Origin of the sequence: Microbacterium sp. LRZ72, from assembly GCF_033792225.1 — a bacterium.
Lineage (GTDB): Bacteria > Actinomycetota > Actinomycetes > Actinomycetales > Microbacteriaceae > Microbacterium.
In genome coordinates this window covers 91,628-108,831 of the sequence record NZ_JANGEX010000005.1, presented here as the reverse complement: position 1 = coordinate 108,831, position 17,204 = coordinate 91,628, and the positions used below count along the sequence as shown (strand labels likewise).

Here is a 17,204-nt window from a genome sequence, read left to right as displayed (position 1 = left end):
CCCGGGTCGCAAGCCCCGGCGGGCCTCCGAGGTCGGGCGGGCCACCCGGCCTAGCCTGGGAGCGGATGACCGGGGGACACGGGAGGTGGACCGGTGGCGCGCATCGCAGGCCGGCAGGCCGCGTACGCCTGGCTCGTGGGCGTCGCGAGCCTCGCCGTCGTCGCGGGACTGGTCTGGCTGGCGCTGCCGATGACGCCGGTCGTGGCGGGCTGGGCGCAGCAGACCATCCAACACGTGACGCAACAGGGCGCGCCGGAAGCCGAGCCCGCCGAAGATCCCGAACCGGCCGGCGGCACCGGGACGACGCCCGCAGACACGCCGTCCGCCCCCACACCCGAACCAGCCGAACCCCCCGAGGTCCCGGCATCCTGCGCCGAGCTGTTCTCGGCCGAGGTCTGGGCGCAGCTCTCGGAACCCGGTCGCGTCAGCCTCGACGAGTCGGTGCGCTTTCCGCCCGCCGATTTCGCGGGCCTGCCCGAGGCGATGGGTGCGCAGATGAACGTGGGCTGCACCTGGCGGGGCGAGGACGGGGAGGCCGTCGTGACGCTCGCCGAGGTCGCCGACGATGCGGCGGCGACGGCCGAGCGGGTGCTCACGGCCGCCGACTACGACTGTTCCGAGCGCGCCGATGCCCTCGCCTGCGAGCGACAGGGCCGAGACGGCGAGGACGGCGAGAATGCGGAGCTGCATGTCATCCGCGGCGGACTCTGGCTCGCCGTCGTGCGCACGCTGCCGAGCCCGCCAGTGCCGCAGGACATGCTCGTCGCCCACGTCTGGCCCTGATACGAGATCGCGACACGACGCGCGCCAGCCTCACGCGTGCGCGCGCACCGGGACGGTAGCCTGGCCACGCGGGGACCGGCCCCGCGTGAGGAGTGCACCCAGATGAGCGACCCCGACAAGGCACCCGGCGAACCCGTCGACGAGCCGCAGCCGGTGGACGACGTCGTGGTGCGGGCGAACGAAGGCCTCGCCGACGCCGAAGCCGCGCAGCGCGACATCTCGACCGAGGGGGAAGCCTCGCGGCCGTACGCGGATCCCGCCGACTCCACCACCCCCGCCGACACCCGCGGTGCGGCGTACGAGCCGCCCGCCACCGCCGCGGCGTCCGCCGATGCTCCCGAGACGGAGGCGGCCACCGCCGCCGGCGCGGCTCCTGCCGCCTATGAGGCTCCCGCCGCGCACGAGACCTCGCGTTCGCCGGCCGCCCAGGCCGAGGCGCCTTCGCCCTCCGCGACGACCTACACCCTGCCGCCCGCGTCGGCGGAGCCCGCCTACACCGGTGCCGCTGCCGGCACCACCAGCGGAATCGCCGCCGCCGACGAATCGGCTGCCGGTGGCCCGCAGCACATCTTCGTGCAGGCGCCCGAGCCGCCGCGTCCGCGGGGAAACCGCGCGGCCGCCGGCCTGATCGGGCTGCTGGCCGCCCTCTCCTTCGCCGTGCTGTACCTGGCCGCGGCGCTCGTGATCGGGCTGCTCGACCGCACGTACACCATCGACACGCTCGCCGAGGGCGCCCTGTCGGGACTGCAGTCCTGGTGGCTCTGGGTGACGACGATCCTGTTCTTCCTCGGGTTCTGGCTGCTGGGCGCGATCATCAACCTCGGCCGGTGGGGCCACTGGGTCATCTGGGGCCTGTTGGTCGGCGTGGTCGCCTACGGCGCCCACCTCGTCGGCCAGCTGTTCCAGGCGCCGTTCTGGCAGCTCACCCGCACGCAGGGCGCCGAGCTCGTCGAAGCGCAGCTGGTCGCCCCGCTCGCGTTCGTCGCCTTCGTCATCGGACGCGAGCTCACCATCTGGTTCGGCGCGTGGATCTCGGCACGCGGGCGTCGCATCCGCGAGATCAACGACGAGGCGCAGCGCGAGTACGAGCGCACGCTCGAGGCCGGGCCCCAGCTCGTCCGGCACTAGCCAGAGAAGGGGCGGCGGCGGTGAGCGGGCAGGATGCCGACGACCGCCGCCGGTCCTGGACGATCCTCGCCTTCGCGTCGGCCGCCTTCTTCGCCCTGTTCGTCTTCGGGCTGGGCATGACCTCGCTCGCCACGGGTGAGCCCGTGATCGCCGAAGAGGGGCTCTCGCAGGTCCCCGGCGTCGCCGGAACGATCCTCTGCCTCGGCGCGTTCGCGACCGTCACCGCGTCCGCACTGCGGCACGGCTGGGCCGGCGTCGGCTCCGCCTTCGCGGCGGGCGCCGCGGCCGCCGGTGGCTATGGACTCGGTGTCGCGGCGGGAGCCGTGGTCGCCGGGGTCGACGCCTTCCGCGCCGCGACGATCGCCGTGGCGGTCGTCCTCTCGTGGGTCGGCCTCGTGATCGTCGCAGTAGGGGTCGTGGCAGGTGCAGGCGCGGCGGTGGCCGCGCGGTCGGATCCGGGAGTCGCGCGATGGCCGTGGGAGAAGGACGAGTGACGATGCGCGGGCTACGGTAGAACGGTGGAGCGCTCGCTCGAAACGCAGGTGAGTCAGGCTGTCGACGCCTGGCTGCGCTGGCTCCCGCGGTGGGAGCCCTCGACGCATCGTGGGCGCGTGGCGCCCTGCCGGCGCTGCTTCGGCTCCCCGGTGCTCTCGGCGGCGGGGCTGGGCGCGGACGTCCCGCACGGCGTGCAGCACGGGCTCTCGACGCGGGTGAAGACGATCGTCGATCACGCCGTGGCGGCGTATACGGCGAGCAACCTGCCCCTGCTGCAGACCGAGCTCGACCAGCAGGCGGCACGAAACCGCGCGCGCAGCTACCGCCCCGCCGAGGGGCTCGAACCCGAGTTCGAGGGCATGCCGCTCGATCCGGACCCCACGCCCGGCGCCCCGTTCCTGTTCACGATCTCGGGCCTCGCGCAGGAGGTGGATGCCGATGTGCCGGCCCTGCCGCCGCTCTCGGACGAGGCGAAGGCGGCCCTGCGGCACGAGGTCGCCCTCGCCGACGACTACGCCAATCTGATCGGGCGCGAGGTGTGCGCGATCCTGCTGCACCACCGCCTGCGCATCCAGGACGCGATCGCCGAGTACGTCGAGCCGCAGGTGACGGCGATGCTCGCGGAGCTGGCCGATTCGCTCGATGCTCCCTTCGATCCCCGCGACCCCGGCCTGGGTGGGATCGAACCCGGCCGCTGAGCGCCGCGGCATCCGTCGGCCGTCCATCCACCGGTTCAGCCGCCGGCCGCCTCGGGAGCGGGCGCCTTTGTTACCATGACTGCACTCCCCGCCGCCGGCGGGGGACGCGACGGCTCGGAGGGGACCGGACGGCGCACGAGGGCATGTCATGTGCGCCGGGGGCGGCGCCGCTGGGGGGAACGACATGGCGAAGCGCCTGCCATCCGACCCTCCGATCCTGCCCGGATTCTCGTACGTGCGTCCCCTGGGCTCCGGCGGGTTCGCCGACGTCTTCCTCTACGAGCAGGACATGCCGCGGCGCCTGGTGGCGGTCAAGGTGCTGCCGAGCGATGTGGACGACGCCGACCTCATGCGCATGTTCAATGCCGAGGCAGACGTGCTCGCGCACCTCTCGGCCCACCCGTCGATCGTCACGGTCTATCAAGCCGGCATCTCGGCCGAGGGTCGTCCCTACATCGTCATGGAGTACTGCCCCGGCTCGCTCGCCCAGCGGTATCGCCTCGAGCGGATGCCGGTCTCGGAGGTGCTCGCGATCGGGGTCAAGATGGCAGGGGCCCTGGAATCGGCGCATCGCGCCGGCCTCATCCACCGCGACATCAAGCCGAGCAACATCCTGATCACCAGCTTCGGCGCCCCGGTGCTGGCGGACTTCGGCATCTCGTCGTCGCTGGCGCGCGATCGCGCGGGCGACCCGCTCGCGATGAGCGTGCCGTGGAGCGCCCCCGAGGTGATCACCGAGGCGACGGCCGGCGACATCTCGAGCGAGGTATGGGCCCTCGGCGCCACCGTGTATTCGCTGCTCGCCGGCCACAGCCCGTTCGAGCGCCCCGAGCGGGGCCAGAACACGCGAGAGCACCTGCGCCGACGCATCACGAGGGCGTCGCTGCCCCGCTTGGCGCGCGCCGATGCGCCCGACGACCTGCAGGAGGTGCTCGCGGCGACGATGCACCGGGACCCCTCACGCCGGCCCGCCAGCGCGCTCGAGGTCGCCGAGGCGCTGCAGCAGGTGCAGGTGCGACTCGGGGAGCCGCCGACACCGGTCGAGGTCGCCGCGTCCGAGTGGATGCCGCAGGCCGCGGCGGTGGACTTCGCCGACGCCGCGCTGCGGGGCCCGGTGCGCACCAGCATCCCGCAGCGGACGACGCGCAAAGCCCCCGCGCGGGTGGGGCTCGCGGCGCTCGCGCGCGACGAGGACGACGAGATCTCAGGGCCGCGCGAGCCGCGTCGCGCCCTGTGGCCGTGGGTGGTGGGGGCGGCGGTCGTGCTCGGGGTCGGCATCCTCGCGGGCGTCATCGGCGCGATGATCGGCGCGGGCTCGCTGTGAGCGCGCGGTTCGGAGGGCGGGCGAGGACGCCGGTGCACGGTCGGCGCGTCTTCCTCGCCGTGCTCGCCGCCGTCGCCGCGGTCGGCGTCGCCGTGGGGGTCAGCATCGTCTGGCCCGGACTCGACGCGCAGCAGACGCCGACCTCGGACGCGTCGGTCTGGGCGCTGCAGACCGCGGACGGTCGGCGGTACGCGCGCGTGAACACGGCGATCGGGGAGCTGGACACGGTGCGCAGCGTGCGCGATCCCAGCCAACTGGCCCTGAGCGGCTCGGGCAGCTACCTGTTCACCGAGAGCCTCGGCAGGGTGACCCGCATCGACGAGGCGCAGCCGGTGGACCTCGACGACGAGGCGCTGCGGGAGTCCCCGGCGACCCCGGAGGGCACCGTCGATGTCGTGACCGCGGGCGAGTACGTCGCCTACCGCACCGATTCCGGAACGGTCTGGGCGGGGCGGTTGGCGGATGCCGCGGTGCAGATCGACCCGTTCTCCGACCCGGCGACCGAGGCCCCCGACTTCACCGCCGAGGCGATCGCCGTCGACGAGGCGGGCGTGCTCTACGCCTATTCGCGGGCGGAGTCCGCCGTGATCCGCTACGACATCGATGCGGCCGACCTGCGCAGTCGCGACGAGCTCGAGGCGGATGTGGGCGCCCCCGCGATCACCGCCGCATCCGGGGTGTGGTTCGTCGTCGATCCAGAGGCCGGGCGGGCCTGGCGCCGGGGCGGCGACGCGCCGGTCACGCTGCCGCTGCAGGGCAGCCCGGTCGTCGGCCGGGCCGCGGCGACCGGCGACGCCGTGTTCGTCGCGGACGAGACCCAGCTGCTGCGCCTGCCGGTGGATGGGGCCGACCCGATCCGCGAGGAGGGCACCGGGGACGAGGTTCGCGGGGCTCCGGCCGTGCCCGTGACCGTGGGCGGGGTCACCTACGCCGCCTGGCTGCCGCAGGACGCGGGCGGGGTGCTCTGGTCGTCGACCGCGGGCCCCTCGTCGCTCGAGTACGGCGGGGAGTCGCTCGGCGAGGAGCGCCGACCCGTCTTCGTCGGCACCGGCGACGCCCTGGCGCTGAACGAGACGCGCGCCGGCTGGGTGTGGACGCTGCCCGACGGCGCGCTCGTGCCGACGAGTCAGGACTGGACGCTCGAGGAGCAGGTCGATCCCGCCACCGAGGACGCGCGGGAGCAGGCGACCCTGGTGCTCGACCCGAAGCCGCCGGTGGCGGTGGATGACGCGTTCGGCGTGCGGGCAGGCGACCTCGCGACCCTGCCGGTGCTGCTCAACGACCACGACCCCAACGAGGATGTGCTGAGCATCGTGCCCGAATCGGTGTCGGGTCTCGATCCCGGTTTCGGCGAGGTGACCATCATCGATGGTGGCCAGCGCCTGGCCGTGCGCGTCGCGCCCGGTGCGACGGGATCGGCGACGCTGACCTATCGCGTGACCGATGGCACGAGCGCCGACGGTCTCGTGTCGGAGCCCGCGCGCATCGCGCTCACGGCCCGGCCCGCCGGCTCCAACGCCGCACCGCAGTGGTGCGGCGTCGCGGACTGTCTGGCCGAGTGGCCGCGGCCCGAGGTCGCGCCCGGCGGCACCGTGACCGTGCCGGTGCTCGCCGGCTGGGTGGACCCCGACGGAGACCCGCTGCTGCTGCAGTCCGTGACGAACGCCTCGGGAGAGGGCGTCGTCGCCTCGACTCCGGCGGGCGAGGTCGTGTATCAGCACAGCGACGACGGCAGCGGCACCGCCCGCACCGTCGATCTCGACGTGGCGGTGTCGGACACGCGCGGATCGGTCGCGCACAAGACGCTCACGGTGCGGGTCGCTCCCGACCCGGTCGTGACGGCCGAGTCGTTCACGGTGGTGGACACCCCCGGCGGCGGCGTCGACATCGACGTCGCCCCCCATGTCACGGCCACGGCCGGAACCGTCGAGCTGACCGCCGTGCGGGTGCTCGACGACGCTGCGGCACGCGCGGTCGCGGCGCCGGGCGGCACGGAGTTCACCCTCACCGCCGAGAGCGCGGGCACCTATCGCGTGGCCTATACGGTCGGCGACGGCGTCACCGAGGCGAGCGCGACCGCGCGGGTCACGCTGCTGCCGGACGATGCGTCCGCACAGCTGGCCACGGCGCCGGTCGTGGCGTTCGTGCATCCGCGCGAGGACGCGACGGTGGACGTGCTGGCCGCGGTGTCCAACCCCACCCGGCGGGTGCTGCTGCTCTCCGACGTGCAGACGACCGCGGAGCCCGGCGCGCAGCTGCAGGTGGATGCCGTGGGGCAGAACCTTCTGCGCGTGTCGGGCACGACGGCATCCGGAGAGCCGGGGCCGCTCGGCGTGGTCTCGTACACCGTCAGCGACGGCACGGAGGACGAGGGGTCTCGCGTGCGGGGCCAGGCGACGGTGTACCTGCTGCCGCCGGCACCGGAGCTCGCCCCGATCGCCGTGGACGACACCGTGGTGGTCCGGCGTGGGGCGCAGGTCGACATCCCGGTGCTCGAGAACGACGTCGCGCCCTCGGCGTCGCCGCTCACGCTCGATCCCGCCGCCGTGAGCTCGAGCTCGCCGGACGCGCTCGCGTTCGCCTCGGGCACCGCGCTGCGCTATCTCGCCCCGGACGAGCCGGGGGAGTACTCGGTGGAGTACGGCGTCTTCGGAGGCGGGTCGCCCTCCCTCGCCGACAGCGCGCGAGTGCGCGTGCGCGTGATGGCCGACGACGCCAACCGTGCCCCGTCGCCCGAGACGCTCGAGGGCCGGGTGCTGAGCGGGCAGTCGACCTCCATCGACTTCGACGGGTTCGGCGTGGACCCCGACGGCGATGCCGTGCGCCTGGACCGCATCATCGAGCAGCCCGCGTCGGGGTCCGCGACGCTGTCGGCCGACGGCGGGTCGATCTTCTACTCCAGCGTGGCCGGGTTCGAGGGACAGGTGTCGTTCCGATATCGGGTGGTGGACGGGTTCGGCGACACGGGAGTCGGGACGGTGCGGATCGGGGTGCTCGATGACGAGACCGATCCGGGACCGGTGGTCTTCAGCGACTATGTGCAGGTGCAGGTCGGCGCCGAGAGCTCCGTGCGCGTGAGTCCGCTGGCCAACGACGTCGACCCCACGCGGGGCACGCTCCGGCTGGTGTCGGTGCAGCCCGACGTCGCCGAGACGCTCGAGGACGGCACCGCGAGTCCGGAGTTCGTGCGGCAGCAGGCGCTGATCGGCGACGTCGACGATTCCTCCGTCGTGATCGGCGCGGGCACCGCGCCGACGACGATGACGTTCCTGTACGACGTCGAGAGCGAAACCGGCAATACAGGGCGCGGGTTGATCATCGTCAAGGTGGTGCGTGAGGCGGTGCCCAACTACCCCGTCGTCGCGGACACGACGCTCACGGCTGAGACGCGCGAGCGTTTTCCCGCCGGTGTGGATGTCGTCGCGGGCAAGGTCCGCTGGGCCGCCGGCGACGTGGGCGAGCTCGAGCTGAGCCTCTGGGGCGAGCCCGAGGGCGTGCGCGTGGAGGGGGACCGCATCGCGGGAGGACTGACCGCGACGAGCAGGCTGATCCCCTTCCGGCTCGCGGGCGAGGGCCCCGACGGCCCCGTTGCGACGTATGGATTCCTGCGCGTGCCGGGCGAGGAGGACCTCACGCTGGCACTGCGGGGTGGGGTGAGCGCACTGGGCGTGGACGAGGCAGGCTCCATCGGGTTCGACATGGCCGAGCTCGTTGCGGTCCCCTCGGCTCGCTCCCTCGAGATCGGCGAGGGGGTCGCCACCTCGGGCGCCCGCGCCGAGGCGAGCTGCGTGGCCGACGGTGGAACGCGGCTGCGCTACGACGCGGGAAACGGCGCGCCGTGGACGGACGCGTGCCAGGTGCCGGTGCGCCTGGCCGGCGACGGCGGCGAGTGGACCTACCTGTCGGTACCCGTCGAGGTCGAACCGCTCGACCCCCAGCCCGTGCTGCGCACCGCTTCCCTCACCGTCGCACCCGGTGAGAGCGTGACCTACGACCTGACCGACCTGACGAGCTGGCAGGGGCGCGAGGACTGGTCGGCCCTTGCCTACGAGACCGAGCACACCGGCACGTCCTTCGACGTGGAGCGCGAGGGCACCCGGCTGACGATCACGGGCGCGGACCGCGCGACGCCGGGCACCCAGGAGGCCGTGCGGGTCGGCGTGAGCAGTCATGAGGGGGTCCCGGCCGCGCGGGTGATCCTCCGCGTCGGGGCTGCGCCCGAGACACTGCCGCGGGGTGGCACGGTCGCGCAGTCGTGCTCCCAGGCGGCGGGTTCATCATGCACGATCGAGGTCGTCGGCGGCGGCGGCGAGGTCAATCCGCTGCCGCGCACGCCCCTGGAGGTCGTGTCGGTGCGGGCCACCGGCACCTGCACCGGGGTGTCCTTCGAGGTGGGGGGCCCCGCGTCGGTCGTCGCATCGTGGGCCGACGATGCGCCCGGGGCGACGTGCCGGGCGGCGTTCACCCTGGTCGATGCGCAGGGCCGGGTGACGGCATCCGGTCGCGATGGCTCGTTGCTGCTCGATCTGCAGGGATTCCCCGGCGGCCCGGCCGCCGTCGCCCAGACGGCGTATGCGGACGGCTCGCTCACCCTGCGTGTGGACCCGGGTGATGCGCGGCGCGCGTACCCCGCGCTCACCGGCTTCACGGTGCGCCAGGGCGGACAGGTCGTGGCGGAGTGCGGCGTGGACGGCGCGTGCCCTGCCATCGCCGCTCCCAACGGCGAACCGCGTACCTATGAGGTGCGCGCGGTGAACGACGTGGGCGAGTCGGCGGATGCGGTCAGCACGCGTGGGTGGGCCTACGATCCGCCGCGCGCCCCGGCGACGGTGACCTGGGAGCCGGTTGTGACGTCGGGCGAGGGCGGAGTGGTCGCGCTGACGGTGAGCGGCATCGACGCCGCCGACACCGGCTATCTCGAGATCGTCAGCGAGGCCGGCGAGACCGCGCGTATCGACGTCGCCCGCGAACAGAGCGAGGCGACGCTCGCGCGGTTCGCCGTCGGCGCGAACGAGCCGACAGCCGTGACGGTGACGCCGTTTGCGCGGTTCGACCCGCCACCGGGTCTCGACGGTGCCGGCTCCGGTGCGGCCGTGACGGTCATGGCGCACGGCATCGGTGCGCCGCGCGACCTCACTCTCGCGCTGTCGTCCGCGGCCGCGGGCGGGGGCGTGTCGACCGTGCGCGCCGAGGCGTCGGCAGAGCCCGGCGGCACCGGCGCCGACGTGCGATACGCGATCGTCCGTGCGGGGCAGCGGTGCGTCCCCGGCGAGTCGGACGGCGTCGTCTCGTTCGCCGGCCTGCCCGACGGCGAGGAGTACGGGTTCACGGCGTGCGCCGAGTCGTGGTCGGATTCAACGGGCTTCGGTGTCGTCACGGTGACCGAGTCCGTGCGCGCGGTGCAGAGCGGCGCCGCGCCCGAGGGCTGGACCTTCCGCGTCGACTCGCAGCCGCGCGTCGAGGGCGGGGGAGCCGCGTGGGTCATCCGGGATGATCCGAGCTCGGCGCAGCGGCCGCCGCGCAACAACACCGTCGAGGTGCAGGGGGGACCGTCCTCGAGCGTGTTCGGCCGCGACCCCGGCCTGCGCGTGCGGTACACGCACACGTCCTGGGGCACGTCGACGCCATGGGCGGCGGTGCAGCCCGCGCCGGGCAGCGCGCCCTACCAGGTGCGGGCGAGCTGGCGGGTGCAGAGCTGCGTGGGCGGCTCTCCGATCGGCGTGCAGGGCGAGTCGACGGGCGGCCTCGCCGGCATCGACGTCAGCTTCGCGGGCGCCGTCTTCCGCGATGGCGGCGGGGCGGTCCTCCCGTTCGACCCGGCCGCCCGCACCGTCCCGGTGGGCGCGGTCTCGGTCGAGGGCATCGGCGTGCGGGTGTCGTGGGCGGCGCAGGGGTGGGGGCTGGATGCCGCGGCCGCGACCTTCGGCGGCGCGTGCGACCCGAACCTGCCCCCGCCGCCGGAGCCCGAGCCGGAACCCGAGCCGGAACCGGAACCCGAACCCGAGCCGGAGCCGCCGGGGGAGGATGCCCCGTGAGCCGCACCGCCCGGGTGCCGTGCGCTCCCGTCCCGCCCATGACCACCGCGACAGCGAGAAGAGCACCGCGACGATGACACTCACGGCAGAACAGGCCACCTGGTTCCACGAGACGTTCGATCGGCTGGCCGACAACGTCGAACGAGCCGTGCTCGGCAAGCGCCACGTCGTCGAGCTGGTGCTCACGGCGATGCTGAGCGGTGGTCACGTGCTGCTCGAGGACGTGCCGGGAACCGGCAAGACCTCGCTCGCGCGCGCTCTCGCGCAGTCCGTCGAGGGCACGCACTCCCGCATCCAGTTCACGCCCGATCTTCTGCCCGGCGACATCACGGGCATCACCGTGTACGACCAGAAGAGCGGCGACTTCGCGTTCCACGCCGGCCCCGTCTTCGCCACGATCGTGCTCGCCGACGAGATCAACCGGGCCAGTCCCAAGACCCAGTCCGCCCTGCTCGAGGTGATGGAGGAGCACCGGGTGACGGTCGACGGCGTGAGCCGCCCGGTGGGTGAGCCCTTCCTCGTGGTCGCGACGCAGAACCCCGTGGAGCAGGCGGGCACCTACCGGCTGCCCGAGGCCCAGCTCGACCGGTTCCTCCTGCGCACCGCGCTCGGCTATCCCGATCACGCCGCGACCGTGCGCATCCTCGACGGGGCGGCCGTCGGCACCGAGCTGCTGGCGCCCGTCATCGCCGCGCGGGCGCTCGTGGGGATGCAGGAGCTGGCCGCCCAGGTCTATGTCGACGCGCTCGTGCTGGACTACGTGGCCCGCCTGGTCGACGCCACCCGCACTGCCGACCAGGTGCGGCTGGGGGTCAGCATCCGCGGTGCGCTGGCCCTCACGCATGCCACCCGCACCCGCGCGGCCTCGCAGGGTCGCACGTACGCCACCCCCGACGACGTGCGTGCGCTCGCGGTCGCGGTGCTCGCGCACCGTCTGATCCTCCACCCCGAGGCCGACTTCGACGGCGTGACGCCCGAGGCGGTCATCGGGCAGGTGCTGCTCGATGTGCCCCCGCCCACGCAGCGCGAGGCTCCGTGACCTCTTCGCCCGGATCCTCTCTCCCACGCACGACGTCCGCTTCGGGGGCTTCGGGGGCGACAGCGCGCACGCACGTCACGCGCGCCTCCCGGGACCCGCGCATGGTTGCGACGGTCGTCGGGCTCACGCGCGTCTGGCGGATGCTGCGCGAGAGCCTGGGCGCCGCGCTGCTGTGGACCGCGCAGACCCTGACCGCCGCGGGAGCGCTCGTGCTGTGCGCGGCGACGATCGGCACCGCGGTCGGTCTCGCGCTCGGCTGGGTCGAGTGGATCGTCGCGGGCGCCGCCTCGATCCTGCTCCTGCTCGCCGCGCTCCCGTTCCTGTTCGGCGCCCGGGCCTACGACGTGCGGCTGACCCTCGCGCACGAGCGCGTGGTGGCGGGCGACGACGCCGAGGGCGAGGTCAGCATCCGCAACCGGGCGCGGACGACGCGGCTGCCGGGGCGCCTCGACCTGCCCGTGGGCGACGGCCTGATCGAGCTCGGCGTGCCGCTGCTGCGACCCGGGCACGTCGTCGCCCAGCCCCTGCGGATCCCCGCCCTGCGGCGAGGGATCGTGACGGTCGGGCCCGTGACCAGCGTGCGCAGCGACCCGGTCGGCCTGTTGCGTCGCGAGCACGGCGGTGAGGGCGTGCACCGCATCTACGTGCACCCGCGCACGGTCGCGATCCCGTCCACCAGCGCGGGCTTCGTGCGCGACCTGGAGGGCCGGCCCACCCGGCGGCTCGTCGACGCCGACATGTCGTTCCATGCGATCCGCGAGTACGTCCCGGGCGACAGCCGCCGCCAGATCCACTGGAAGTCCACCGCGAAGACCGGTCGGCTCATGGTGCGGCAGTTCGAAGAGACGCGTCGTTCGCGCATCGCGGTCGTGCTCGGCCTCGCCGCCGAGGAGTACGCCGACGCGGACGAGTTCGAGCTCGCCGTCAGCGCCGCCGCCTCGCTGGGAGCGCAGGCCGTGCGGGACGGCCGCGACCTCGAGGTGGTGACGGGCACCGAGATCCCGAGGATCGTGCGCGACCGTCTGCGGGCGATCCAGGACATCTCCGCCGCGTCGCCGCGCGCCCTCCTCGACGGGTTCTGCGACGTGCGCACGTGGGAGCACACGATGCCGGTCGAGAGCGTGTGCGCGCTGACCGCCGAGTCCAAACCGGCGCTGTCGATCGCGTTCGTCGTGTGCGGGTCGCGGGTGAGCGCCGCCCGCGTGCGGCGCGCGGCGCTGGCATTCCACTCTGACACCGCCGTGGTCGCCGTGCGCTGCGACGAGCGGGCGCATCCGCGCGCGCAGTCCACGGGCGGCATGTCGGTGCTCACGATCGGCCTGCTCGAAGACCTCGTCCAGCTGATGCTGCGGAGGGCGGCGGCATGAGCTCCGACCAGACGCGGGCCGGCGGCAGGCGCGAGCGCCCCCGGGGGCGCTCGGCGGGGTCGAGGCGCGACGACCCGCGGGCACGGATCGTCGCAGGCGTCCTGTATGTGGCGACGGTGACGGCTCTGGCAGCGCTCGCCGCCTGGCCGATCTACCGCTCGGTCGCGTTCGTGGTGCTCGTCATCGTGGCCGCGACCACGGGAGCGCTGATCGCCGTCGCCGCCCGGCTGCTGCGGTGGCCCGGGTGGGCCGTCGTGGTCGTCGTGACGGGCGCGGTCCTCGTGCTCGGCGTCCCGCTCGCCGTCCCGTCGCGCCTCGGGTCGCCCGGTGATGCGGCGGCCGGTCTGCTCGACGTTCTGAGCGGCGCCGTGACCGCCTGGAAGGACCTGCTGACCGTGACGCTGCCGGTGGGCGAATACCGCAACCTGCTCGTGCCCGCCCTCCTGGTGTTCCTCGTCGGCGTGACGGCGGCCCTGCTGCTGGCATGGCGGCGGCCGCCCGTCTCGGCCGCCGCCGTCGTGGTGGGTCTCGCGATGGTCGGCTTCGGCCTGCTGTTCGGACGCACCCAGGTCAGCGCAGACGCGGCGGTGGGTCCGCTCGTGGTCTCGGCGCCCGTCGAGACCGCCACGGGCGCCCTCGGCCTCGTCGCCTCTCTGGCCTGGCTCGCCTGGCAGGCGCACGAGGAACGCGCGCGCACACTCCGCCGGGCCGCCTCGACGAGCGGCGTGCGGGTCTCGCGGTCGCGGCGACCCTCCGACGCACGGCGCCTCGCGCTCGGCGCGGCGATGGTCGTGGCCGCCGTGGCGGTCGGGGCGATCGTGGCCCCCGCGGCCGCCGGGGAGCAGGAGCGCACGGTGCTGCGCTCGGGGGTGGGCCCGCAGATCTCGCTCACCGACGTCGTCAGCCCGCTGGCGCAGTACCGGGGCAATTTCGCCGACGCGAGCTACGACGAGGTGCTCTTCCGCGTGGATGTCGTCGCGGGCACGCCCGACCGGGTGCGGCTGGCCGCGCTCGACGCGTACGACGGGGTGGTCTTCCGCGCCGGTGACGGCGAGGGTGACGGCCGCTACCTGCGGGTGCCCTCGCTCATCGACGTCGACGCCGCCGCGTCCGAGCCCTTCGAGGCGACCGTGACGATCGACGGACTCGACGGCATCTGGATGCCGACGCTCGGCCGGCTCGCGAGCATCGAATTCGCGGGGGCACGCCCCGCCGCGCTCGCCGACGGCTTCTACTACAGCCGCGCTGCGGCCGCCGGCATCCAGGTGGCCGAGGGCGGCGTGCGTGCCGGGGACGTCTATCGGCTGACGGGCGTCGTGCCCCCGGCATCCGCCCTCGAAGAGGCGACCGCGCCGGTCGGCCCGGGCGCGGTGCCCGGCGCCGTCGAGGCCCCGGAGTCGCTGCGGGTCTGGCTCGAGCGTCACGTCACGGGCACCGACGGCGCCGCTCTGGCACAGGTCGTGGCTCTCCTCCGCGAGCGCGGATACCTCAGCCACGCCGTGCACATCGACCCGGACGACCCACCCGCCTGGCTCGCGGAGGGCGGAGCGACCGTCTTCCAGCCGAGCGCCGCGGGGCATTCGCTCGCCCGGATCGACGCGCTGTTCCGCGCCCTGCTCGAGCGGGAGGACGACGCGCGCGAGGGGGGCGCCGACGAGTCCCTCGTCGCGGCGCCGGGCGACGATGAGCAGTTTGCCGTGGCCGCCGCTCTTCTCGCGCAGGAGCTCGGTTTTCCCGCGCGCGTCGTCGTGGGGACACGCCTGACCGAGGACGAGGCGCTGCCCGTCTGCGAGCAGGGCACCTGCCGGGGATCGGACATCGCCGCCTGGGCCGAGGTGCTCACCGCCGACGGGGAGTGGATCGCCATCGACGCGACGCCGCAGCAGGACGAGCCCGCGGTCGCCGATCGCACCCGGCAGCGCGACCCGGAGAACCCGACGCAGGTGCGGCCGGAGGGTGCCGAGCAGGTCGTCCCCCCGGACCCGGAGCAGCAGGACACCACGGCGGCGGCCGACGAGGACCCGGCCGCGTGGGATGCGGCGGCGCTGTGGCGCGTCGCGCGCGTGGCGGGGATCGCCCTGCTCTCGCTCGCCGTGCTCGCCGCGCCCTTCGCCACGGTTCTGCTCGCCAAGGCGCTCCGGCGACGCTCCCGCCGGGAGGCGGCCGACCCGACGGGCGTCGTCGTCGGCGCGTGGGAGGAGTACGCCGACGCGGCGGCCGACCACGGTCGCCCGGTGCCGGGGGGCCGCACCCGCGCGCAGGTGGCCGAGCTGCACGCATCCGACGCCGCTCGCACGCTCGCCGAGCGCGCGGATCGCGCTGTCTTCGCGCCGTTGCCCCCGTCCCCGGCCGACGCCGCGGCGGTCTGGCGACTGGTGGATGCCGAGCGTTCCGGCATGCGCGCCGCCGAAAGCCTCTGGCATCGGGCGCGCGCCGCCGTATCGTTGAGATCGTTCACGCGCCTGCTCGTGCCGTCGCAGACCGAGGAGCGCGGGCGGAGTGAGGGCGGATCGGGAAGGAGGAGGCGGCGTCCCGCGGACGCCGCGAAGTCATCATGAGCGTCGCGGAGGTCATCCTGTTCCCTGTTCTCACGGTGTCGGTGGGGGCGATCGTGTACGTCTGGACGGCGCTCGCGCTCGCGGCGGTGCTGCGCAAGGCCGACCGCCCCGCCTGGCAGGCGTGGGTGCCTGTTCTCAACCTCGTCGCGCTGGCCCGCCTGGCCGGCTACTCCGGCTGGATCGTGCTCGGGTTGCTCGTGCCCGTCGTCGGATGGGTCGTCGTGATCGCGCTCGTCGCGGGGCGCATCGGGCGCGCCTTCGGCCACGGCGGGGGGATGACGGCGCTGGCCGTGCTGGTGTTCCCCGCGTGGGCGAGCGTGCTGGGCTGGGGACCGTCGCGGTGGATCGGCGACGAGCGCGCTCGCGCCGACGGTGGGGGCGCCGTGCGGCGGGGAAATCCCGTCCCGGATCTCGAAGGGCGCCTCGCCCCGGGCCGCGGCGCCGCGGCCTCGGGCCACTCGGTCTTCGGCGCCCACGGAGTGGCGGGCGGCCCCGACCTCCCGCCGCGTCCGCCCGCGCCGACGGTGGCGGGCTATCCCTCGGTGGTACCCCGCCCGGCTCCGCCGCTCCCGCCGCAGCCCTCGTCCGAGTCGGCGCCCGCGTCCACGGCGACGCCGGACACGTCCTCGGCCGCCGCGCCGTCCCGTGCCCCGGGCAGCGCGCAGGATGTGCCGCCCGCCCCCGCGTTCCGCTCGAGCATGCGGCGGGAGCAGGCCGAGGCCGCCGCCGCCGTCGTGGCCGAGGAGACGGGGTCCTCGTTCGCCCATCGGGCGCCGTGGACCCAGACCTTTCCCGTCGTCGACGGCGTTCCGGTGCCGCCCCCGCCGGCCGCGCCGATCCGCGCCGTGCCGGGGATGGATGCCGCCGCCGATCCCCCGCGCGAAGAGCTGTCGGCCGAGAGCTCGGTCGAGGTGTCCGCGAACGCCGCGGCGCCCGTCCTCGGCGAGCCGCGCGCTGCACGCGCCTCCGTCTCGGCGCAGCACCGCGCCGCCGACGCCGCGGACGACGACGCGTTCGACCGCACGATCGTGGGCGCGCGTCGCCGGGTCGTCTGGTCGCTCGTGCCCCCGCAGGGAGAGCCCGTGCGGCTGAGCGCCGAGGTGGTCGTGCTCGGGCGGCGTCCCATCGCCGACGCGGCCTTCCCCGGCGCACAGCTCGTGGCCCTCGACGACGACACCCGCACGGTCTCGAAGACCCATGCGCGGCTGCACCGCACCGACGAAGGCTGGTCGATCACGGATCTCGGCTCGACGAACGGGGTCATCCTCCTCGCCGAGGGCGATGACGAGATCGACGTGGCGCCGGGGGTGCCGCATCCGGTCACCGAGAGGTTCCTGCTCGGCGACGCCGAGGTGCGGATCACGCGGGAGCAGCCATGACCGACGGGGTCGGGACGGACCCCGAGGACGACCCGCATGACACGGCCGTCGCCCGGCGCAGGCAGGCGCAGCGCCGCGGTGTGGTGAGCGTCCCGCCGGTCGCGGTCACGCCGGCGCCGACCGCGTCCCGCCACCGGCTCATCGAGTCCGCGCCGGGTGTCGGCGAGTCCGGCACCCGCGCCGGGCGCCCCGGCACCCCGGCCGCACGCCGTCGTCCGCCGTCGGGCGGAGGGGCGCTCGGCGGCGGTCCGATCGTCGACGGTGCGGCGGCGGACCGCTCGCTGCGCGCCGTCGCACGACGCCGGCTCGCGGCGGTCGTGGCGGGCGCGGTGGGCGCGACCGCGCTTCTCGCCGTCGCCTGGGCGGCACTGGTGTTCGCCGTCTGAGCGGGGCGGACA

The 17,204-nt window shown here is 74.7% G+C and carries 11 protein-coding genes; all 11 read left to right on the top strand.

What is annotated here, in order from left to right:
* Positions 1 to 93: 93 nt before the first annotated feature.
* Positions 94 to 783: a hypothetical protein gene (locus tag M4I32_RS07510; RefSeq protein ID WP_319033864.1), complete on the top strand. Its 690-nt coding sequence runs from the start codon at positions 94 to 96 to the stop codon at positions 781 to 783.
* Positions 784 to 885: 102 nt separating this feature from the next.
* On the top strand, positions 886 to 1,911 hold the full coding sequence (locus M4I32_RS07505) for an ABC transporter (RefSeq protein ID WP_319033863.1): 1,026 nt from the start codon (positions 886 to 888) through the stop codon (positions 1,909 to 1,911).
* A gap of 20 nt (positions 1,912 to 1,931) precedes the next feature.
* Positions 1,932 to 2,405, top strand: coding sequence for a hypothetical protein (locus tag M4I32_RS07500; RefSeq protein ID WP_319033862.1), 474 nt, complete (start codon positions 1,932 to 1,934; stop codon positions 2,403 to 2,405).
* A 24-nt stretch (positions 2,406 to 2,429) separates the two neighbouring features.
* Positions 2,430 to 3,104, top strand: coding sequence for a spermidine/putrescine ABC transporter substrate-binding protein (locus M4I32_RS07495; protein WP_319033861.1), 675 nt, complete (start codon positions 2,430 to 2,432; stop codon positions 3,102 to 3,104).
* Between the two features lie 184 nt (positions 3,105 to 3,288).
* The gene (locus M4I32_RS07490) at positions 3,289 to 4,428 is read left to right on the top strand and encodes a serine/threonine-protein kinase (protein ID WP_319033860.1); all 1,140 of its coding nucleotides are present in this window, start codon (positions 3,289 to 3,291) and stop codon (positions 4,426 to 4,428) included.
* A gap of 32 nt (positions 4,429 to 4,460) precedes the next feature.
* On the top strand, positions 4,461 to 10,463 hold the full coding sequence (locus tag M4I32_RS07485) for an Ig-like domain-containing protein (RefSeq protein ID WP_319033859.1): 6,003 nt from the start codon (positions 4,461 to 4,463) through the stop codon (positions 10,461 to 10,463).
* Between the two features lie 73 nt (positions 10,464 to 10,536).
* Complete coding sequence (locus M4I32_RS07480; RefSeq protein ID WP_319033858.1) at positions 10,537 to 11,502, top strand: MoxR family ATPase; 966 nt, start codon at positions 10,537 to 10,539, stop codon at positions 11,500 to 11,502.
* 101 nt (positions 11,503 to 11,603) lie between these two features.
* Positions 11,604 to 12,869, top strand: a complete 1,266-nt coding sequence (locus M4I32_RS07475) for a DUF58 domain-containing protein (protein WP_319033857.1) — start codon at positions 11,604 to 11,606, stop codon at positions 12,867 to 12,869.
* Positions 12,866 to 15,427: a transglutaminase-like domain-containing protein gene (locus M4I32_RS07470; protein WP_319033856.1), complete on the top strand. Its 2,562-nt coding sequence runs from the start codon at positions 12,866 to 12,868 to the stop codon at positions 15,425 to 15,427. The genes M4I32_RS07475 and M4I32_RS07470 overlap by 4 nt, the downstream gene beginning before the upstream one ends.
* Complete coding sequence (locus M4I32_RS07465; protein WP_319033855.1) at positions 15,424 to 16,806, top strand: DUF5684 domain-containing protein; 1,383 nt, start codon at positions 15,424 to 15,426, stop codon at positions 16,804 to 16,806. Before M4I32_RS07470 ends, M4I32_RS07465 begins: the two co-directional genes overlap by 4 nt.
* On the top strand, positions 16,803 to 17,192 hold the full coding sequence (locus M4I32_RS07460) for a hypothetical protein (protein ID WP_319033854.1): 390 nt from the start codon (positions 16,803 to 16,805) through the stop codon (positions 17,190 to 17,192). The genes M4I32_RS07465 and M4I32_RS07460 overlap by 4 nt, the downstream gene beginning before the upstream one ends.
* The last annotated feature ends 12 nt before the right edge of the window (positions 17,193 to 17,204 follow it).

What these genes read in the sequence shown, in the direction of transcription:
- M4I32_RS07505 (WP_319033863.1), top strand. Translation starts at nt 886, where the DNA reads ATGAGCGACCCCGACAAGGCACCCGGCGAACCCGTCGACGAGCCGCAG.
- M4I32_RS07470 (WP_319033856.1), top strand. Translation starts at nt 12,866, where the DNA reads ATGAGCTCCGACCAGACGCGGGCCGGCGGCAGGCGCGAGCGCCCCCGG.
- M4I32_RS07475 (WP_319033857.1), top strand. Translation starts at nt 11,604, where the DNA reads ATGGTTGCGACGGTCGTCGGGCTCACGCGCGTCTGGCGGATGCTGCGC.
- M4I32_RS07490 (WP_319033860.1), top strand. Translation starts at nt 3,289, where the DNA reads ATGGCGAAGCGCCTGCCATCCGACCCTCCGATCCTGCCCGGATTCTCG.
- M4I32_RS07465 (WP_319033855.1), top strand. Translation starts at nt 15,424, where the DNA reads ATGAGCGTCGCGGAGGTCATCCTGTTCCCTGTTCTCACGGTGTCGGTG.
- M4I32_RS07460 (WP_319033854.1), top strand. Translation starts at nt 16,803, where the DNA reads ATGACCGACGGGGTCGGGACGGACCCCGAGGACGACCCGCATGACACG.
- M4I32_RS07480 (WP_319033858.1), top strand. Translation starts at nt 10,537, where the DNA reads ATGACACTCACGGCAGAACAGGCCACCTGGTTCCACGAGACGTTCGAT.